The sequence below is a fragment of the Streptomyces sp. NPDC019937 genome, assembly GCF_040631655.1.
Taxonomy (GTDB): Bacteria; Actinomycetota; Actinomycetes; order Streptomycetales; family Streptomycetaceae; genus Streptomyces.
Map to the genome: position 1 here is coordinate 45,164 of NZ_JBEYAL010000014.1, position 16,373 is coordinate 61,536.

Genomic DNA, 16,373 nt, shown 5'->3' on the forward strand with positions numbered 1-16,373 from the left:
CACCGGACGGGGGCGTCGTCTCACCTCTCGGAGTGTCACTTCTCGGAGTGCGCCGCCTGGATCTTCTGCCAGGACTTCGGCCGCGCCGGCGCCTTCGCCACGCTCAGCTGCGCCCCCTTCGCCCGCTCCGCCGCCGGCTTGGACGGGGTGAACAGCCAGGTGTCGAAGAACGCGGCCAGCGGCTTGCCGGACACCTTCTCGGCGTAGGCCACGAAGTCCTTCACCGAGGCGTTGCCGTACCGGTGCTCCGTCGGCCACCCCTTCAGGATCGCGAAGAAGGCCTTGTCGCCGACGCGGTTGCGCAGCGCCTGCAGCGCCAGCGCGCCCCGGTCGTACACCGCCCTGTGGAACTGGTTCGCCGCCCCCGGATCGCCCGGCTCGACCTTCCAGTACGGGTCGTCGGCCGGGTAGGAGGCGTACGTGTAGTCCGCCAGCTCCTGCGCCGTGCCCTCACCCTCCTTCTCCGACCACAGCCACTGCGCGTAGGTCGCGAAGCCCTCGTTGATCCAGATGTCGCGCCAGTCCTTCAGCGAGACGCTGTCGCCGAACCACTGGTGCGCCAGCTCGTGCGCGACCACCGACACGTTCGAGCCGTTGGCGAACTTCTTCGGGCTGTAGAAGGGCCTGGTCTGGGTCTCTATGGCGAATCCGGCGGACACGTTCGGCACATAGCCGCCCAGCGCCTCGAAGGGGTACGGGCCGAAGACCGTGGACTCCCAGTCGGCGACCTCGGCCGTCCGCTCGACGCTGGCCCGCGCCGCGCCCGCGGTGTCGCCGAGGTCCTTGCTGTAGGCGTTGACGACGGGCAGCCCGTTCGCGGTGGTGTCCGTCGTGATGTCGAACCTGCCGACCGCGAGCGTGGCCAGATAGGTGGCCTGGGGCTTGGCCGAGCGCCAGTTGTAGCGGGTCCAGCCCAGCTGCGACGTGCTCGACGTCAGCACGCCGTTGCTGATGGCCTGCGTACCGTCCGGCACCGCCACCGAGACGTCGTACGTGGCCTTGTCCAGCGGATGGTCGTTGCTCGGGAACCACCACCACGCCGACTCCGGCTCATTGGCCGCGACCCCGCCGTCCGGCGTCCGCTGCCAGCCGGTGAGGCCCCCCACCTCCGCCTTCGACGGGGTGCCGCTGTAGCGCACCACGACGGTGAAGGAACGGCCGGAGTCCAGCGCCGCGGCGGGGGTGATCTCCAGCTCATGGTCGCCGGTCCTGGTGAACGCCGCCTTCTTCCCGCCCACCAGCACCTCGCGCACATCGAGCGCGAAGTCGAGGTTGAAGCGGGACAGATCCTGCTTCGCGGTGGCGACGATGGTCGCCGTGCCCTCCAGGCCGTCCGTCTTCGGCTGGTACTTCAGCCGCAGGTCGTAGTGGGAGACGTCGTAGCCGCCGTTGCCGTACGAGGGGTAGTAGGAGTCCCCGATGCCGGGCGCGCCGGGCGCCGGTTCGGCCGCCGAAGCCGGGATCGTCAGCAGCAGGCAGGCCGCGGCCGCGCCCGGGACGATGAGTCTGTGGTGACGCACGATTCCTCCAACTCGTAGGGGAGAACGATCCATAAGGGAGAAACGATCACTCGCGACCCTATGTACTCCCCGTGCGCACTTCACGTCCATCCGTTACCCGACATGTAATCGACATCCAGCCGCCACACGCGCCCCGGGTGACCGTCCGCCCTCTTCTGCCCGGGAGTTCACTCGCGCTACCGTCCGGCCGTGCTGCTACGTAGGCGGAAACCCCGCATCCACCGGGTCAGGCACCTCGTCCCGGCGGTCACCGCACTGGTGGCCGCCATCCTCTTACCGCTGTCTCCCCTAGGCACCGCACCGGCCCACGCGGCCCCGGTGCGGGAGAGCAGACCCGTCTATTCGTACGACGACGCCCTACGCGAATCCGTCTGGGTGGACACCAAGCTCGACGGCGACGCGGACGGCAGGACCGACCGGGTCGCCGTCGACATCGTCCGGCCGCGCGAACCCGCCCGGCAGGGCCGCAAGATCCCCGTGATCATGGACGCCAGTCCGTACTACTCCTGCTGCGGACGCGGCAACGAGAGCCAGACCAAGACCTATGACGCGGACGGCAAACCGGTCCTGTTCCCGCTCTTCTACGACAACTACTTCGTCCCGCGCGGCTATGCCACCGTCCTCGTCGACCTCGCCGGAACCAACCGCTCCGACGGCTGCGTCGACATCGGCGGCCGCTCCGACATCCAGTCCGCCAAGGCCGTCGTCGACTGGCTGAACGGCCGCGCCACCGGATACAGCGCCGCGACCGGCGGCACGCGCGTCACGGCGTCCTGGAGCAACGGCCGCACCGGCATGATCGGCAAGAGCTACGACGGCACCATCGCCAACGGCGTCGCCGCCACCGGCGTCAAGGGCCTGAAGACCATCGTGCCCATCGGCGCCATCTCCTCCTGGTACGACTACTACTTCGCCAAGGGCGCCGCCCTCTTCGGCTCGGGCCCCGACGGGCTGGCCGACGCCGTGGAGAGCGACGCCGCCCACGGGCGCTGCGCCGCCGTACAGAAACGTCTCGTCGACGGCGCCCCCCGCGCCGGCGACTGGACCGGCCTGTGGAGCGCCCGCGACTACGTGCCCGACGCCCGCAAGGTGCGCGCCAGCGTCTTCGCCGTCCACGGGATGCAGGACCTCAACGTCCGCACCAAGCACCTCGGACAGTGGTGGAACGCGCTCGCCGACGCGGGCGTGGAGCGCAAGATCTGGCTGTCGCAGACCGGGCACGTCGACCCGTTCGACTTCCGGCGCGGGGAGTGGGTCAGGACCCTGCACCGCTGGTTCGACCACCAGCTCCTCGGCATCGACAACGGCATCGAGCGCGAGCCCATGGCCGATGTCGAACGCGCCCCCGACCAGTGGTCCACCGACCGCGTGTGGCCCCCGTCCGGCACCCGGCGGACCACCCTGCGCCCGGCCCCCGGCACGACCCCCGGGGTGGGTGTCCTCGGCACCGAGCGGGCCCGGCCCGGCTCAGTCGCGGCCTTCACCGACGACCCCCGGCTGAGCGAGACCGACTGGGCCGCCGACATCGACCGGCCCACCCCCGCCAAGGCGGGCTTCACCACGCCGCCGCTCACCAAGGACCTGCGGCTGTCCGGCTCCGGCACCGTGACGGTCACCGCCACCCCCTCCACCACCAGCGCCCATCTCTCCGCCGTCCTGGCCGACCTCGGCCCCGACACCATCCGCGACTACGGCGGGGCGGGCGAGGGCATCGTCACCCTCGACGACCGCACCTGCTGGGGGAGCAGCACGGCGGGCGACAGCGCCTGCTTCAAGGTGACCGCGGCCGACACCAAGACGGTCGACTCCACCGTCTTCAGCCGCGGCTGGGCCGACCTCGGCCACTGGGCCGACGCCCGCAAGGGCCGCCCGCTGACCCCCGGCAAGCCGTACACCCTCACCCTCGACCTGGCCGCCACCGACCATGTGATCCCGGCGGGCCACCGGCTGGGCCTGATCATCGCCGGTACGGACGCCGGGCTCCTCGAACCGCCCACCACCACCCCCCGGTTGACCCTCGACCTCAGCCGCACCTCGGCCCGCCTCCCGCTCGTCGGCGCCCTGCGGGCCGACGGCGCCGCGCCCGAGGCCGCCCGGGAACCCCTGCGCCGCGGCATCCGCACCCCGCACCTCGACGCACCTCTGCCGCACCGCTGACCCGCCACGTACGTCCCCGGTGAGGCGCCCGCGCCCGGGCGCCTCACCCGTCCCTCACCACAGGAGGCCCGCACCGTGTTCTCACCCGCCCCCCTCATCCGCACCGCCACCGCCTGCGGCGCGCTCACCGCGCTGCTCACCGGATCGTTCCTGACCGGCCCCGCGCGGGCCGAACCGGGGGCGCCGCCGCGCACCGGATTCGAGACCAGCAAGGGCGCCCGCTGGACGACGCAAGCCCAGGAGGCGGACTTCCTCGCCGCCGTCGACCGGGCCAGCGGGCGCGTCGCCGTCGACACCATCGGCACCACCGCGCAGGGCCGCCCCCTCAACCTGGTGCGGATCGGCGCCCCCGCGGCGCCCGCCGACGCCGCCCGGGCCGCCCGCGGCAACTCCCTGCTGCTCATCTGCTCCCAGCACGGCGACGAGCCGTCGGGCCGCGAGGCCTGCCTGACCACCATCCGCGACCTCGCCTACGCCAAGGACCCGGGGACCCGCCGTTTCCTGTCGCGTACGAACGTCCTCGTCGTGCCCACCGCCAACCCCGACGGCCGGGCCGCCGACACCCGCGGCAACTCCCAGGGCACGGACATCAACCGCGACCACATCGCGCTCACCACCGCCGAGTCCCGCGCCATGGCGCGCGTCATCCGCGACTGGCGGCCGGACACCGTCTACGACCTGCACGAGTACGGGGCCACCGTCCCGTATTACATGAAGGACCTGCTGGCCCTGTGGCCGCGCAACCTCAACACCGCCGCCCCCGTGCACCGCGAGGCGCGCACCCTCTCGGACACCTACGTGCGCCCGCACGCCGAGGCCGCGGGATTCTCCACCGGCGTCTACGGCATCTGGACCGACCCCGAGACGGGCGAGCCGGTCAAACAGGTCGCGGGCGACGGCCAGGAGCGCATCCTGCGCAACACCGCCGGGGTCAAGAACAGCGTCGGACTGCTCGTCGAGACCCGTGTCGACCCGCTGACCGACGCCGAGAAGGCCGACCCCGCCGTCAACAACACGCGCCGGGTGGGCTCCCAACTCGCGGCGCTCAAGGGCGCGTTCGGTTTCGTGAAGGAGCGGCGCCCGCGGATCGAGGCCGCCACGACCGCGGCCCGGCTCTCCGGCTACGCGGACCGGGGCCCGGTGTACCTCGGCGGCGCCGACAACGACCCGGCCGAGAAGGGCGACATCCTCCAGGACCCGCCGTGCGGCTACCGGCTGGACGCCGCGCAGTACGACGACGTACGGGATGAACTGGCCCTGCACGGCATACGGACGAAGACCCTCCCGGGCGCCGGACACGACGTCCTCGTACCGCTGCGGCAGCCGCTGCGGGCCCTCGTCCCGCTGCTGCTCGACGGCCGCGCGGACTACCACCTCACCGCAGGTCAGCCCGTGAACACGTGCTGAAACGGCGGGAGTCGTCCTGACATACGTATCCGACTACTGGGTAGCCGCATCGTCGACCCATTAAACCCAGTGAAAGGTTCATGCGTGACGGAGACACAGAAAGACACGGGGGACGTAAGAAGCGACCCTCCGGTCACGGCAGACCTTCCCGGTAGTCCCGACCCGACTCCGGCTCCCCAGACCGACCGCGTGGTGTTCGGCGTATCCGCCGGACTCACCCTCGCGTTCGTGATCTGGGGAGCGCTGTTCACCGACACTCTCGAGAGCGTCTCGGACAGCATGCTGTCCGGACTGATCCACAACGGTGGCTGGGCGTTCATCCTCGCCGCCACCGGCTTTGTGATCTTCGCGCTGTGGCTGGCGATGAGCCGCTACGGCAAGATCACGCTCGGGAAGGAAGGCGAGGACCCCGAGTTCAAGACCGTCTCATGGGTCGCGATGATGTTCAGCGCGGGCATGGGCATCGGCCTGATGTTCTACGGGGTGAGTGAGCCGCTGGCGCACTTCGTCACCCCGCCGCCCGGCACCGACCCGGGCACCGCGGCCGAGAAGATGCAGGTCGCCATGTCGACGACACTGTTCCACTGGACGCTCCACCCGTGGGCGATCTACGCGGTCGTGGGCCTCGCCATCGCGTACAGCACCTTCCGCCGCGGCCGCCGTCAGACCATCAGCGCCGTCTTCACCCCGCTGATCGGCAGCAGGCACGCCAACGGCGCGGGCGGCCGCGTCATCGACATCCTCGCGATCTTCGCCACCCTCTTCGGCTCCGCCGCGTCCCTCGGACTCGGCGCGCTCCAGATCGGCAGCGGTGTCGAGGTGCTGGGCTGGAAGAGCAACGTCGGGACCGGGCTGCTGGTCGCCGTGATCGCGGTCCTCACGGTCGCGTTCATCGCCTCCGCCGTCTCGGGCGTCGCCAAGGGCATCCAGTGGCTGTCCAACATCAACATGGTGCTGGCGCTGTTCCTCGCCGTGTTCGTCTTCGTCGCCGGCCCCACGATCATCATCCTCGACCTGCTGCCCACCTCCATCGGCAGCTACATCGGTGATCTGCCGCAGCTGGTGGGCCGCACCGAGGCGACCGGCGGCCAGACCGTCGCGAGCTGGCTGAGCGACTGGACGGTCTTCTACTGGGCCTGGTGGATCTCCTGGACGCCGTTCGTCGGCATGTTCATCGCGCGGATCAGCCGCGGCCGCACCATCCGGCAGTTCGTCGGCGGCGTCATCCTGGTGCCGAGCACCGTCAGCCTGATCTGGTTCGCGATCTTCGGCGGTTCGTCGATGAAGCTCCAGGCCGCGGGCAAGCTGGGCAAGGAGACCACCCCGGAGGGCCAGCTGTTCGGCGTGCTCGAGCAGTACCCGGTGGCGAGCATCATGAGCGTCATCGTGATGATCCTCGTCGGCATCTTCTTCGTCTCCGGCGCGGACGCCGCCTCGATCGTCATGGGCACTCTCTCGCAGAAGGGCTCCTTCGAGCCGAGCCGCTTCGTCGTCATCTTCTGGGGCGTGGTCACGGGCGCCGTCGCGGCCGTGATGCTGCTCGTCGGCGGCGGCGGTGACGACGCGCTCACCGGCCTGCAGAACCTGACGATCCTGGTGGCCGCACCGTTCACCCTGGTCATGGTCGGGCTGTGCTGGGCCCTGTTGAAGGACCTGCGCCGCGACCCGCTGATCGTGCGCGGCGAGAAGGGCGAGGAAGCGGTCGAGATGGCCGTCATCGCCGGACACGAGAAGTACGACGGCGACTTCGAGATCCGCATCGGCCCGGCCGCCCCCGCCGAGAACATCGACGGAGCCGCCGGAACGGGCGAGGCCGAGGCCGCCCCCGCCGCCGACGGCCGGGTCGGCGCGAGCGACACCCGCTAGCCCGGCCCGCTCCGGCACCGCCACCCGGGGCCTGTCGACACCGCACCCGGTGCGACGACGCCCTCTCGCCGGACCCCCGCCGACGCCCCGCGCGTCCCGGCCCGGGGCTCCGGCGAGAGGCGGTAGCCTTCCCCCTCCTGGGGGCCTCGCGCGGCGGTCTCCGGGCCGTCGCCGACCACGACCGGTTCGGGGCCCACCGCCCCTGCGGTCAGCCACTCGCGTGCGCGGGGGCCCGTGCCGGATCGCGGCCCCGCCGCGCGGGTGCTCGACGCGGGACGCCGCGATCCCCGCGCCGTCCGGGCCGGGGCGGGGAAATCGCCGGGCCCGCGCCGCACGGCGGCGGTTAGGATCGGGCGCCTGATGACTGCCACTCTCGTCGCCAAGGACCTGGCCGCCGGACACGGTGACCGCACCCTCTTCTCCGGGCTCGATCTCGTCGTCGCCCCGGGCGAGGTCATCGGCCTCGTCGGGGTCAACGGGGCCGGGAAGTCGACCTTGCTCCGGCTGCTCGCCGGGCTCACCGAGCCCGAGCAGGGCGCCATCCGGATCAGCCCGCCGCACGCCACGGTGGGGCACCTCCCGCAGGAGCCGGAGCGGCGGGCGGGGGAGACCGTACGGGGGTTCCTGGCCCGCCGCACCGGCGTGGCCGCCGCGCAGGCCGACCTCGACGCCACCACCCAGGCCCTCGCGGACGGCGCGCCCGGCGCGGACGACGCGTATGCCGTCGCCCTGGAGCGCTGGCTCTCGCTCGGCGCCGCCGACCTCGACGAACGCGCCGACGAGGTCGCCGCCTCCCTCGGGCTCGACATCTCGCTCGACCACCCCATGACCGCCCTCTCCGGCGGCCAGGCGGCCCGCGCAGGCCTCGCCTCGCTGCTGCTCAGCCGGTACGACGTCTTCCTGCTCGACGAGCCGACGAACGACCTCGACCTCGACGGGCTCCAGCGCCTCGAGACGTTCGTCGGTGGGCTGCGCGCCGGTACGGTGCTCGTCAGCCACGACCGCGAATTCCTGGCCCGTACCGTCGACAAGGTCCTCGAACTCGACCTGGTCCAGCAGCAGGTGAACCTCTACGGCGGCGGCTACACCGCCTACCTGGAGGAGCGGGAGACCGCCCGCCGGCACGCCCGCGAACGCTACGAGGAGTACGCGGACACCCGCGCCGGCCTGGAGGCCCGGGCCCGCACCCAGCGCGCCTGGATGGACAAGGGCGTCAGGAACGCCCGCCGCAAGGCCACCGACGGCGACAAGATCACGCGCAACGCCCGCATCGAGTCCACCGAGAAGCAGGCCGCCAAGGCGCGCCAGACCGACCGGCTGATCGAGCGGCTGGAGACGGTCGAGGAGCCGCGCAAGGAGTGGGAACTGCGGATGGAGATCGCCGCGGCACCGCGCTCGGGCGCGGTCGTGGCGACCCTGCGCGGGGCCGAGGTGCGGCGCGGCGAATTCCACTTCGGCCCGGTCGACCTGCAGATCGACTGGGCCGACCGGATCGCCGTGACCGGCGCGAACGGCTCCGGAAAGTCCACCCTGCTGGCCGCCCTCCTGGGCCGCCTCCCCCTGGACGAGGGCCAGGCGTCACTCGGACCGGGAGTGGTGGTGGGCGAGGTCGACCAGGCCCGCGCCCTGTTCTTCGGCAGCGAGGCCCTGCTGGACGCCTTCGGCGCGGCCGCGCCGGACCTGGCGCCCGCGGACGTACGGACCCTGCTGGCCAAGTTCGGCCTCAAGGCCGCCCACGTGCTGCGCCCCGCGTCCACCCTGTCCCCGGGCGAACGCACCCGCGCGGCCCTGGCCCTGCTCCAGGCCCGAGGCGTCAACCTGCTGGTCCTGGACGAGCCCACGAACCACCTGGACCTGCCCGCGATCGAGCAACTGGAGTCGGCCCTGGCCTCCTACCAGGGCACGCTGCTCCTGGTCACCCACGACCGCCGCATGCTGGAAGCGGTCCACACCACCCGCCGCCTCCACGTAACCGAGGGCCGAGTCACCGAGCCCTGACCCCGCCGAAGACGGCCCCGGCCCAGCGCTTCCGGGCCACCCTGCCCAGCCGACTCGCCACCCGAGGCCCGCAGCCCGGGCCGCCGCCCCGTCCCGGGTCCGGGTACGGCCCCAGTTGGTTCGGCTTGCGGGGCCTCGGAACCGGGTCCGGGCGCTCCCCCCGCCGCGCCCCGCCGGGGGGCCCCCCCCCTCCACCCCCCCGCGGGGGGGCCCGCGGCCTGCCCCCCGTTCGGGTTTGGGGGGGGGGGGGCAACACCCCCCCCCGCCCCCGGCAACGGCTACCGCTTCTTGGGGTCCAGCAGCCCCGCCCGCCGCAGCGCGTCCGCCATCGCCCCGTTGGCGGGAGCCGCGTCGCGTCCGCCTCCGCCGCGCTGGCCGCCGCGCGAACCGCGACCGCCGCCCTGGCCGCCCTGGCGCTGCTTGGGGGCGGAGCGGCGGGGCCCGCCGCCCTGCTCGGAGCGGTCCGAGCGGTCGGAACGGCCGCCCCCACCGGCAGCGGCCTCGTCGTCCAGCCGCAGCGTCAGCGAGATCCGCTTGCGCGGAATGTCCACGTCGAGGACCTTCACCCGCACGATGTCACCCGGCTTCACCACATCCCGCGGATCCTTGACGAACGTCTTGGACATCGCGGAGACGTGCACCAGCCCGTCCTGGTGGACCCCGACGTCCACGAACGCCCCGAACGCGGCCACGTTCGTGACGACGCCCTCCAGGATCATCCCGGACGCCAGGTCGCCGATCTTCTCGACGCCTTCCTTGAAGGTCGCCGTCTTGAAGGCGGGGCGCGGGTCGCGGCCCGGCTTCTCCAGCTCCTTCAGGATGTCGGTGACGGTCGGCAGACCGAAGGCGTCGTCCACGAAGTCGTCCGGCCGCAAGCCGCGCAGCGTGGCCGTGTTGCCGATGAGTGAGGCCACATCGCCGCCCGCGGAGGTGACCATGCGGCGCACCACCGGGTAGGCCTCGGGGTGGACGCTGGAGGCGTCCAGCGGGTCGTCACCGCCGCGGATGCGGAGGAAGCCCGCGCACTGCTCGTACGCCTTGGGGCCGAGCCGGGCCACGTCCTTGAGGGCCTTGCGGCTGCGGAAGGGCCCGTTGGTGTCGCGGTGGGCGACGATGTTCTCCGCGAGCCCGGCGCCGATGCCGGAGACCCGGCTGAGGAGCGGGGCGGAGGCGGTGTTGACATCCACCCCGACACCGTTCACGCAGTCCTCGACCACCGCGTCGAGCGAGCGCGACAGCTTCACCTCGGACAGATCGTGCTGGTACTGACCGACCCCGATCGACTTCGGATCGATCTTGACCAGCTCGGCCAGCGGGTCCTGGAGCCGCCGCGCGATCGACACCGCACCGCGCAGCGAGACATCGAGGTCCGGCAGCTCCTGGGAGGCGAAGGCGGAGGCGGAATACACGGAGGCGCCCGCCTCGGAGACCATCACCTTGGTCAGCTTCAGCTCCGGGTGCTTGCCGCACAGCTCGCCCGCGAGCTTGTCGGTCTCCCGGGACGCCGTGCCGTTGCCGATGGCGATCAGCTCGACGTCGTGCTCCCGGGCCAGCTTGGCGAGCCGGTCCAGCGACTCGTCCCACTTGTTGCGCGGGACGTGCGGATAGATCGTGTCGGTCGCGGCCACCTTCCCGGTCGCGTCGACGACGGCCACCTTCACGCCGGTACGGAAGCCGGGGTCGAGACCCATCGTGGCGCGGGTGCCGGCCGGGGCGGCGAGCAGCAGATCGCGGAGGTTGGCGGCGAAGACGCGCACCGCCTCGTCCTCGGCGGCCTGCCGCAGCCGCAGCCGCAGGTCGATGCCGAGGTGGACCAGGACGCGGGTGCGCCAGGCCCAGCGCACGGTGTCGGCCAGCCACTTGTCGGCCGGGCGGCCGCGGTCGGCGATGCCGAAGCGCTGCGCGATGGACCGCTCGTACGAGGTGGGGCCGGGGTCCTCGGAGGGCTCCTCCGGCTCCAGGGTGAGGTCCAGGACCTCTTCCTTCTCACCGCGGAACATCGCCAGCACCCGGTGCGAGGGCAGCTCGGTGAAGGGCTCGGCGAAGTCGAAGTAGTCGGCGAACTTGGCGCCGGCCTCCTCCTTGCCCTCCCGCACCTTGGTGGCGACCCGGCCGCGCGACCACATGCGCTCGCGCAGCTCACCGATGAGGTCGGCGTCCTCCCCGAACCGCTCGGTGAGGATCGCCCGCGCGCCCTCCAGCGCGGCGGCGGCGTCCGCGACGCCCTTCTCGGTGTCCACGAACGCGGCGGCCGCCGCCGTGGGCTCCACGGTCGGGTCGCCGAGCAGCCCGTCGGCGAGCGGTTCGAGACCGGCCTCGCGCGCGATCTGCGCCTTCGTGCGGCGCTTCGGCTTGAAGGGGAGGTAGATGTCCTCCAGCCGGGCCTTGGAGTCGGCGGCGAGGATCTGCGCCTCCAGTGCCTCGTCCAGCTTTCCCTGCGACCGCACCGATTCGAGGATCGCGGCGCGCCGCTCCTCCAGCTCACGCAGATAGCGCAGCCGCTCCTCCAGGGAGCGCAGCTGCGCGTCGTCGAGCATTTCCGTCGCTTCCTTGCGGTAGCGCGCGATGAACGGCACGGTAGAGCCGCCGTCGAGCAGCTCGACGGCGGCCTTGACCTGCCGTTCCCGTACGCCGAGTTCCTCGGCGATCCTGCCTTCGATGGACGTCGTCACGATCACGCTCCGCTTTCGGTCTGCACTGCATCTGCATTGTGGCAGGTGGCACTGACGAAGCGGTCACGGACGACGTGTCCGGCGGGCCCCGGAGGGGGTCCGAGGGCTCGTACGGGGCTCAGATGTGCCTGCGGCGGCCCGCGCCGCCCGCCGTGTCGGCGGCCCCGCCGAACAGCCGGGCAATGGCACGGAACGGCAGCGTCACCACCGTGGCGATCGTGGATCCGATGGCGCGGAGCACATCGGCGACAGCACGCAACACTTCATGCCTCCCATCGGGTCGCGAGCGGTTCGGCAGCCGCCTCCGGGCGCCGCACGTACGCGGAGCACGGGCACTCGCCGGCGTGCGCGGCGCGCGGTTGGGCGCCCGGTGAAAGGGCGGCCGATCACTCGTCAATCGGGTATCCCCCCTCGCCCCGCGCAAACCCGCGTCCCGGGCGCCGTCAGCGCTTGCCGGCGCCGTCAGCGCTTGCCGAGGAGATCCGCCGGGAAGGCGCCCGCCTCCAGGGCCCGCGTGGTGAACGCCCCGGCCAGCTCCGTCAGCCGGGCCACCCCTGCCGCGCCCAGGTGCTCGTACGGGGCGGCGTCGAGGCGGTCCGTGTCGTCCTCCAGGGACTCGCGCAGGTCGAGGCCCGCCCGCGTCAGCTCGCCCGCCTCGTCGAGCAGCCCGCGCTCGCGCAGCCGGTCCTGTCCGGCGGCCAGCTCCTCGGCCGTCCAGCCACGGGTCGCCAGGAGCCACTTCGGGGACATGCCCTTGCCGGTCGCCGCATGGCTGACCATGGCCTCCACCCCGTCCAGCCCGGCGGCGACGAGGGTCAGCAGATGGGTGTCGCCGCGGTGCTCGCGCAGCAGCGTGGCGGCGTGCCACAGGGCCAGGTGCGGGGCCTCGGGCACGGGGAGGTCGGCGTGGGCGGCGTACAGGGGGCGCGCGGAGCGGGAACACGCCTCGGTGGCGCGCAGCGCCAGCTCGGCCGCCTCGGCCATCTCCTTCGACGCCAGCGCGTCGTCCCCCAGCAGCCGCCGCAGCACGGAGTCGGCGGCCCGCAGCCGGGCCTCCAGCGCGGCCTCGGGGGAGACCACGTCCCAGGCCCGCGGTATGTGGTGGGCGACCAGCTCGTGCTTGAAGTTGTAGAAGGTCGCGGTGACGGTCCCCGCGCCCACCCGGCCGAACGCCGCCGCACGGCCCACGAAGTAGACGGCGCCGCGCTCCTCCAGGCCCAGTTCGGCCAGCTCGTTGGCGTAGTCCGGGGCGAAGTAGACGCAGGAGTGCAGCGGATTGACGACGGAGTGGCAGCGCCGTACGGCGTGCTGGGGAAGTGTGGTCATGGACCGCACGCTACCGGCTGGTAAGGCAGGCCGGCAGCCGGGGTTGGAAGCCGGGGCCGGGCGGCCGGTCCCGGTGCGGTCAGGAGACCGGCGGGGACCAGCCGAAGCGGGGCGCCCGGCGCTCCAGGAAGGCGGCGATGCCCTCCCCGGCCTCCCCGCTGACCCGCGCCTGCTCCCGCCAGTACGCGACCCGCTCCGCGTCGGCGGGCCCGGCCGCGAACTCCTTGGCCGCCGCCTGCGTCAGCCGCGAGCGGGACACCAGCACCCGGGTGAACTCCTCGACCCGCTTGTCGAGCCCGCCGGCCGGCAGCACCTCGTCGACCAGCCCGGTGCGCAGCGCCCGCGCGGTGTCGATCAGCTCGCCCGAGAACAGCAGGTACTTGGCGGCGGCCGGTCCGGTCAGCTCCACCAGCCGCCGGGTGGAGCCGGGGGAGTAGACGATCCCGAGCTTGGCCGGGGTGATCCCGAAGAGCGCGCCCTCCTCGGCGAACCGCAGGTCGCAGGCGGCCGCCAGCTGGCAGCCGCCGCCCACGCAGTAGCCGCGCACCGCGGCCAGCGTCGGCTTGGGGAAGGCCGCCAGGGCCTCCTCGGCGGGCAGCGCGAGGCCGGTCGTCTCCTCGTACGTCGCGCTCAGCGAACCGATGTCGGCGCCCGCGCAGAAGGTGTCCCCGTGGCCGGTGAGCACGAGCGCCCGTACGGCGGGGTCGGCCGCGAGCCCGTCGAGCAGCGGGGGCAGCGCCCGCCACATGGCGGGGGTGAGCGCGTTGCGCTTGGCGGGATTGCGGATGACGACGGTCGCTATGCCGTCCGTGACCTCGTGCCGCAGACAGGGCTCCATGCGGCGGATCGTATCCGGGCGGTGCGCGCCCTCCCGTCCGGGGCCACGAGACCGGGGCACGAGGCCGGGGTCGAGCCATAGGCGCCAGGGGGCGTCATCCAGACGGGCAGGAACAGTCGAGCGAGTGACTCTGGCATACGCCAACGAACAAAAGCGGTCGATAACTAAACAGTTGTGGTCACTCCCTCGGCCCGTACCAGACCATTCCTGACACTCGATCCGAGAGGTCGAGCCGTGGCGATGGGTGGGTGTCGGGCATGGAGATCGTCGGGAGAGTCCCCTCCGAACCGGGGCACGCCCCGCCGCGCGGACCGGCGGTCGGCGAGGGGGCGTGGCGGTTCACCGCTCCGGCCCTGGAGTCCTCCGTACCGCAGGCCCGGCACGCGGTGCGCGATCTGCTGGCCCATCAGGGGGTGTGCGGGCACGGCGATCTGGTGCCGAATCTGCTGCTGATCGTCTCCGAGCTGGTCACCAACGCGGTGCGGCACGCGGCGCTGCTCTCCCCGCAGATCGCCGTCGAGGTGTCGATCGGCCGGGGCTGGGTGCGGATCGCCGTGGAGGACAACCATCCCTACCGGCCCAGGCCCCTGGAGCTGGAGGCGGACCAGGGGCGGACCGGCGGCCGCGGGCTGCTGCTGGTGCGGGCGATCGCGGAGGAGTCGGGGGGGACATACGACGTGGATCACACGGCCAGCGGCGGCAAGGCGGTCTGGGCCGCCCTGCCGCTGACCCCCGCCGCTCCCGGCCCGGTGTCCGGCTCCGTGTCCGGCCCGGTGCCCGGCGGGCCGCTCACCAGCCTGCGGCCGCCCCGGTCAGCTCCCGGATCGCCGGCCGGGCCGCGTCCAGCACGGTCATGAACCACGCGGAGAACGGGCCCTCCGCGTGCAGCTTCGTCAGCTCGTCCGGTGTGACGAAGGCCGTCTCGCCGATCTCCTGCGGATCGGGCCGCGGCGTCTCCTTGAGCAGCCCGACGAACAGGTGGTTGTACTCCTGCTCGACCAGACCCGAGGCCGGGTCCGGGTGGTTGTAGCGGACCGTGCCCGCCTCGCCGAGCAGCGCGGGCGCGATGCCCAGCTCCTCGCCGGTGCGGCGGGCCGCGGCCACGAACGGCGGCTCACCGGGGTACGGATGGCCGCAGCAGGTGTTCGACCAGACGCCGGGGGAGTGGTATTTGCCCAGGGCGCGCCGCTGGAGCAGCAGCCGTCCCTGCTCGTCGAAGAGGAAGACGGAGAACGCCCGGTGCAGCTGCCCGGGAGCCTGATGTGCCGTGAGCTTCTCCTCGGTGCCGATCGTGGTGCCATCCTCATCGACCAGTTCGAGCATGATCGATTCCGTCGAGCCGTTCGGCGCGGAGGGCGCGGCGGTCTCGGCGGAAGGGCCGTTGGCGGGTGTGATCGGCATGACCGTCCTCATAGTTACGACGTTGGCCCCCAAGTCTGCCGCACGCATGCACGTGTCACTGGCACAGCCGGGCTTCGTGATCAGCATGTCCACCCGGTTCCAGCTGAAACGTGCAGTGCGCGACGTCGAAATGCGCCCCCAGACATCCCTGGAGATCGTGCAACAGCCGCTCATGGCCCACCGCGTCGAGCACCGGCCGGCCGACCACCACATGCGCGGAGAGCACCGGCATCCCGGAGGTGATCGTCCACACATGGAGATCGTGCAGCCCCTCCACACCGGGCAGGGCGAGGATGTGGGCGCGCACCGCGGCCATGTCGACATCCCGTGGCGCCGCCTCCAGGAGGACGTTCAGCGTCTCCCGGAGCAGGGTGTACGTACGCGGCACGATCATGAGCGCGATCCCGAGCGAGGCGATCGGGTCGGCCGCCTGCCACCCCGTGGCGAGGATGATCCCCGCCGACACCAGCACCGCGACCGACCCCAGGGCGTCCGCCAGCACCTCCAGGAACGCGCCCCGCACATTCAGGCTCTCCCGCTGCCCGCCGCGCAGCAGGGCCAGCGACACCAGGTTCGCGGCCAGCCCGACCGCCCCGAAGACGATCACCAGGCGGCCCTGGGTGGCGGCGGGGTGGAGGAAGCGCAGCACCGCCTCGCAGAGGATGTAGCCGCCGACCCCGAACAGCAGCAGACAGTTCCCCAGCGCCGCCAGGATCTCGGCGCGCGCGTATCCGTACGTACGCCGCGGGCTGGGCGGGCGCCCCGCGAAGTGGATCGCCAGCAGCGACATGGCCAGGCCGAGCGCGTCGGTGGCCATGTGCCCGGCGTCCGCCAGCAGCGCGAGTGAGTCGGCGAGCAGCCCGCCGACGATCTCCACGACCATCACGGTGAGGGTGACGACGAGCGCGATCCGCAGCCGCCACCGATGCCCGGCGCCCGCGGTGCGGTGGTCATGACCTGCGCCCATGTCGGTACGGCCCTCCTGCCCCGGGCGGCCCCTGTCCCCAGTGAACTACGCCGGGGCCATGGCCCGGGCGGGTCGTACCGCCGTCCGGGGCCTCCCGTGGCGGGGGCCGGGGTCAGCCCCGGCGGGCCCAGGGGGTGCCTTCCGGATCATGCCGGGCTCGCGAGCCCTGGCACGCACGCTCGCCGCGTTGTCGTCGTCGCACGCAGCGCCGCTGCGCTCTC

The 16,373-nt window shown here is 72.6% G+C and carries 12 protein-coding genes; 5 read left to right on the top strand and 7 right to left on the bottom strand.

The window, feature by feature from the left end; all coding sequences use genetic code 11:
• Positions 1–35: 35 nt before the first annotated feature.
• Positions 36–1,553, bottom strand: coding sequence for a M1 family metallopeptidase (locus tag ABZ562_RS16045; RefSeq protein ID WP_361478995.1), 1,518 nt, complete (start codon positions 1,551–1,553; stop codon positions 36–38).
• A 156-nt stretch (positions 1,554–1,709) separates the two neighbouring features.
• Between ABZ562_RS16045 and ABZ562_RS16050 the strand changes: the two genes are divergently transcribed.
• The 4 genes from ABZ562_RS16050 (at position 1,710) to ABZ562_RS16065 (ending at position 8,948) form a co-directional block, all read left to right on the top strand.
• Positions 1,710–3,677 (top strand): Xaa-Pro dipeptidyl-peptidase, encoded by a 1,968-nt coding sequence (locus ABZ562_RS16050; protein ID WP_361478998.1) that lies wholly within the window; start codon positions 1,710–1,712, stop codon positions 3,675–3,677.
• A gap of 132 nt (positions 3,678–3,809) precedes the next feature.
• The gene (locus ABZ562_RS16055) at positions 3,810–5,084 is read left to right on the top strand and encodes a M14 family metallocarboxypeptidase (RefSeq protein WP_361479343.1); all 1,275 of its coding nucleotides are present in this window, start codon (positions 3,810–3,812) and stop codon (positions 5,082–5,084) included.
• Positions 5,085–5,273: 189 nt separating this feature from the next.
• Positions 5,274–6,950, top strand: coding sequence for a BCCT family transporter (locus ABZ562_RS16060; RefSeq protein WP_361479001.1), 1,677 nt, complete (start codon positions 5,274–5,276; stop codon positions 6,948–6,950).
• 360 nt (positions 6,951–7,310) lie between these two features.
• Complete coding sequence (locus ABZ562_RS16065) at positions 7,311–8,948, top strand: ABC-F family ATP-binding cassette domain-containing protein (protein ID WP_361479004.1); 1,638 nt, start codon at positions 7,311–7,313, stop codon at positions 8,946–8,948.
• Positions 8,949–9,226: 278 nt separating this feature from the next.
• Here ABZ562_RS16065 and ABZ562_RS16070 read toward each other — a convergent pair whose 3' ends face one another.
• From ABZ562_RS16070 to ABZ562_RS16085, 4 genes are all read right to left on the bottom strand, one after another.
• The gene (locus tag ABZ562_RS16070) at positions 9,227–11,620 is read right to left on the bottom strand and encodes a Tex family protein (RefSeq protein ID WP_361479007.1); all 2,394 of its coding nucleotides are present in this window, start codon (positions 11,618–11,620) and stop codon (positions 9,227–9,229) included.
• 118 nt (positions 11,621–11,738) lie between these two features.
• Positions 11,739–11,882: an LPFR motif small protein gene (locus ABZ562_RS16075; protein WP_361479010.1), complete on the bottom strand. Its 144-nt coding sequence runs from the start codon at positions 11,880–11,882 to the stop codon at positions 11,739–11,741.
• A 200-nt stretch (positions 11,883–12,082) separates the two neighbouring features.
• Positions 12,083–12,946: a hypothetical protein gene (locus ABZ562_RS16080; protein WP_361479013.1), complete on the bottom strand. Its 864-nt coding sequence runs from the start codon at positions 12,944–12,946 to the stop codon at positions 12,083–12,085.
• A gap of 79 nt (positions 12,947–13,025) precedes the next feature.
• Positions 13,026–13,784 (bottom strand): enoyl-CoA hydratase/isomerase family protein, encoded by a 759-nt coding sequence (locus tag ABZ562_RS16085; protein ID WP_361479016.1) that lies wholly within the window; start codon positions 13,782–13,784, stop codon positions 13,026–13,028.
• A gap of 257 nt (positions 13,785–14,041) precedes the next feature.
• Here ABZ562_RS16085 and ABZ562_RS16090 point away from each other — a divergent pair, with 257 nt between their 5' ends.
• Positions 14,042–14,641, top strand: a complete 600-nt coding sequence (locus ABZ562_RS16090; protein WP_361479019.1) for an ATP-binding protein — start codon at positions 14,042–14,044, stop codon at positions 14,639–14,641.
• On the opposite strand, the gene idi is transcribed toward ABZ562_RS16090, so the two are convergent.
• Entirely contained in the window at positions 14,574–15,185 is a 612-nt protein-coding gene (idi, locus tag ABZ562_RS16095) for an isopentenyl-diphosphate Delta-isomerase (RefSeq protein WP_361479022.1), read from the bottom strand. The two genes, ABZ562_RS16090 and idi, sit on opposite strands and share 68 nt — an antisense overlap.
• A 55-nt stretch (positions 15,186–15,240) precedes the next feature.
• Positions 15,241–16,152 (bottom strand): cation diffusion facilitator family transporter, encoded by a 912-nt coding sequence (locus ABZ562_RS16100; RefSeq protein ID WP_361479025.1) that lies wholly within the window; start codon positions 16,150–16,152, stop codon positions 15,241–15,243.
• Positions 16,153–16,373 lie beyond the last annotated feature (221 nt).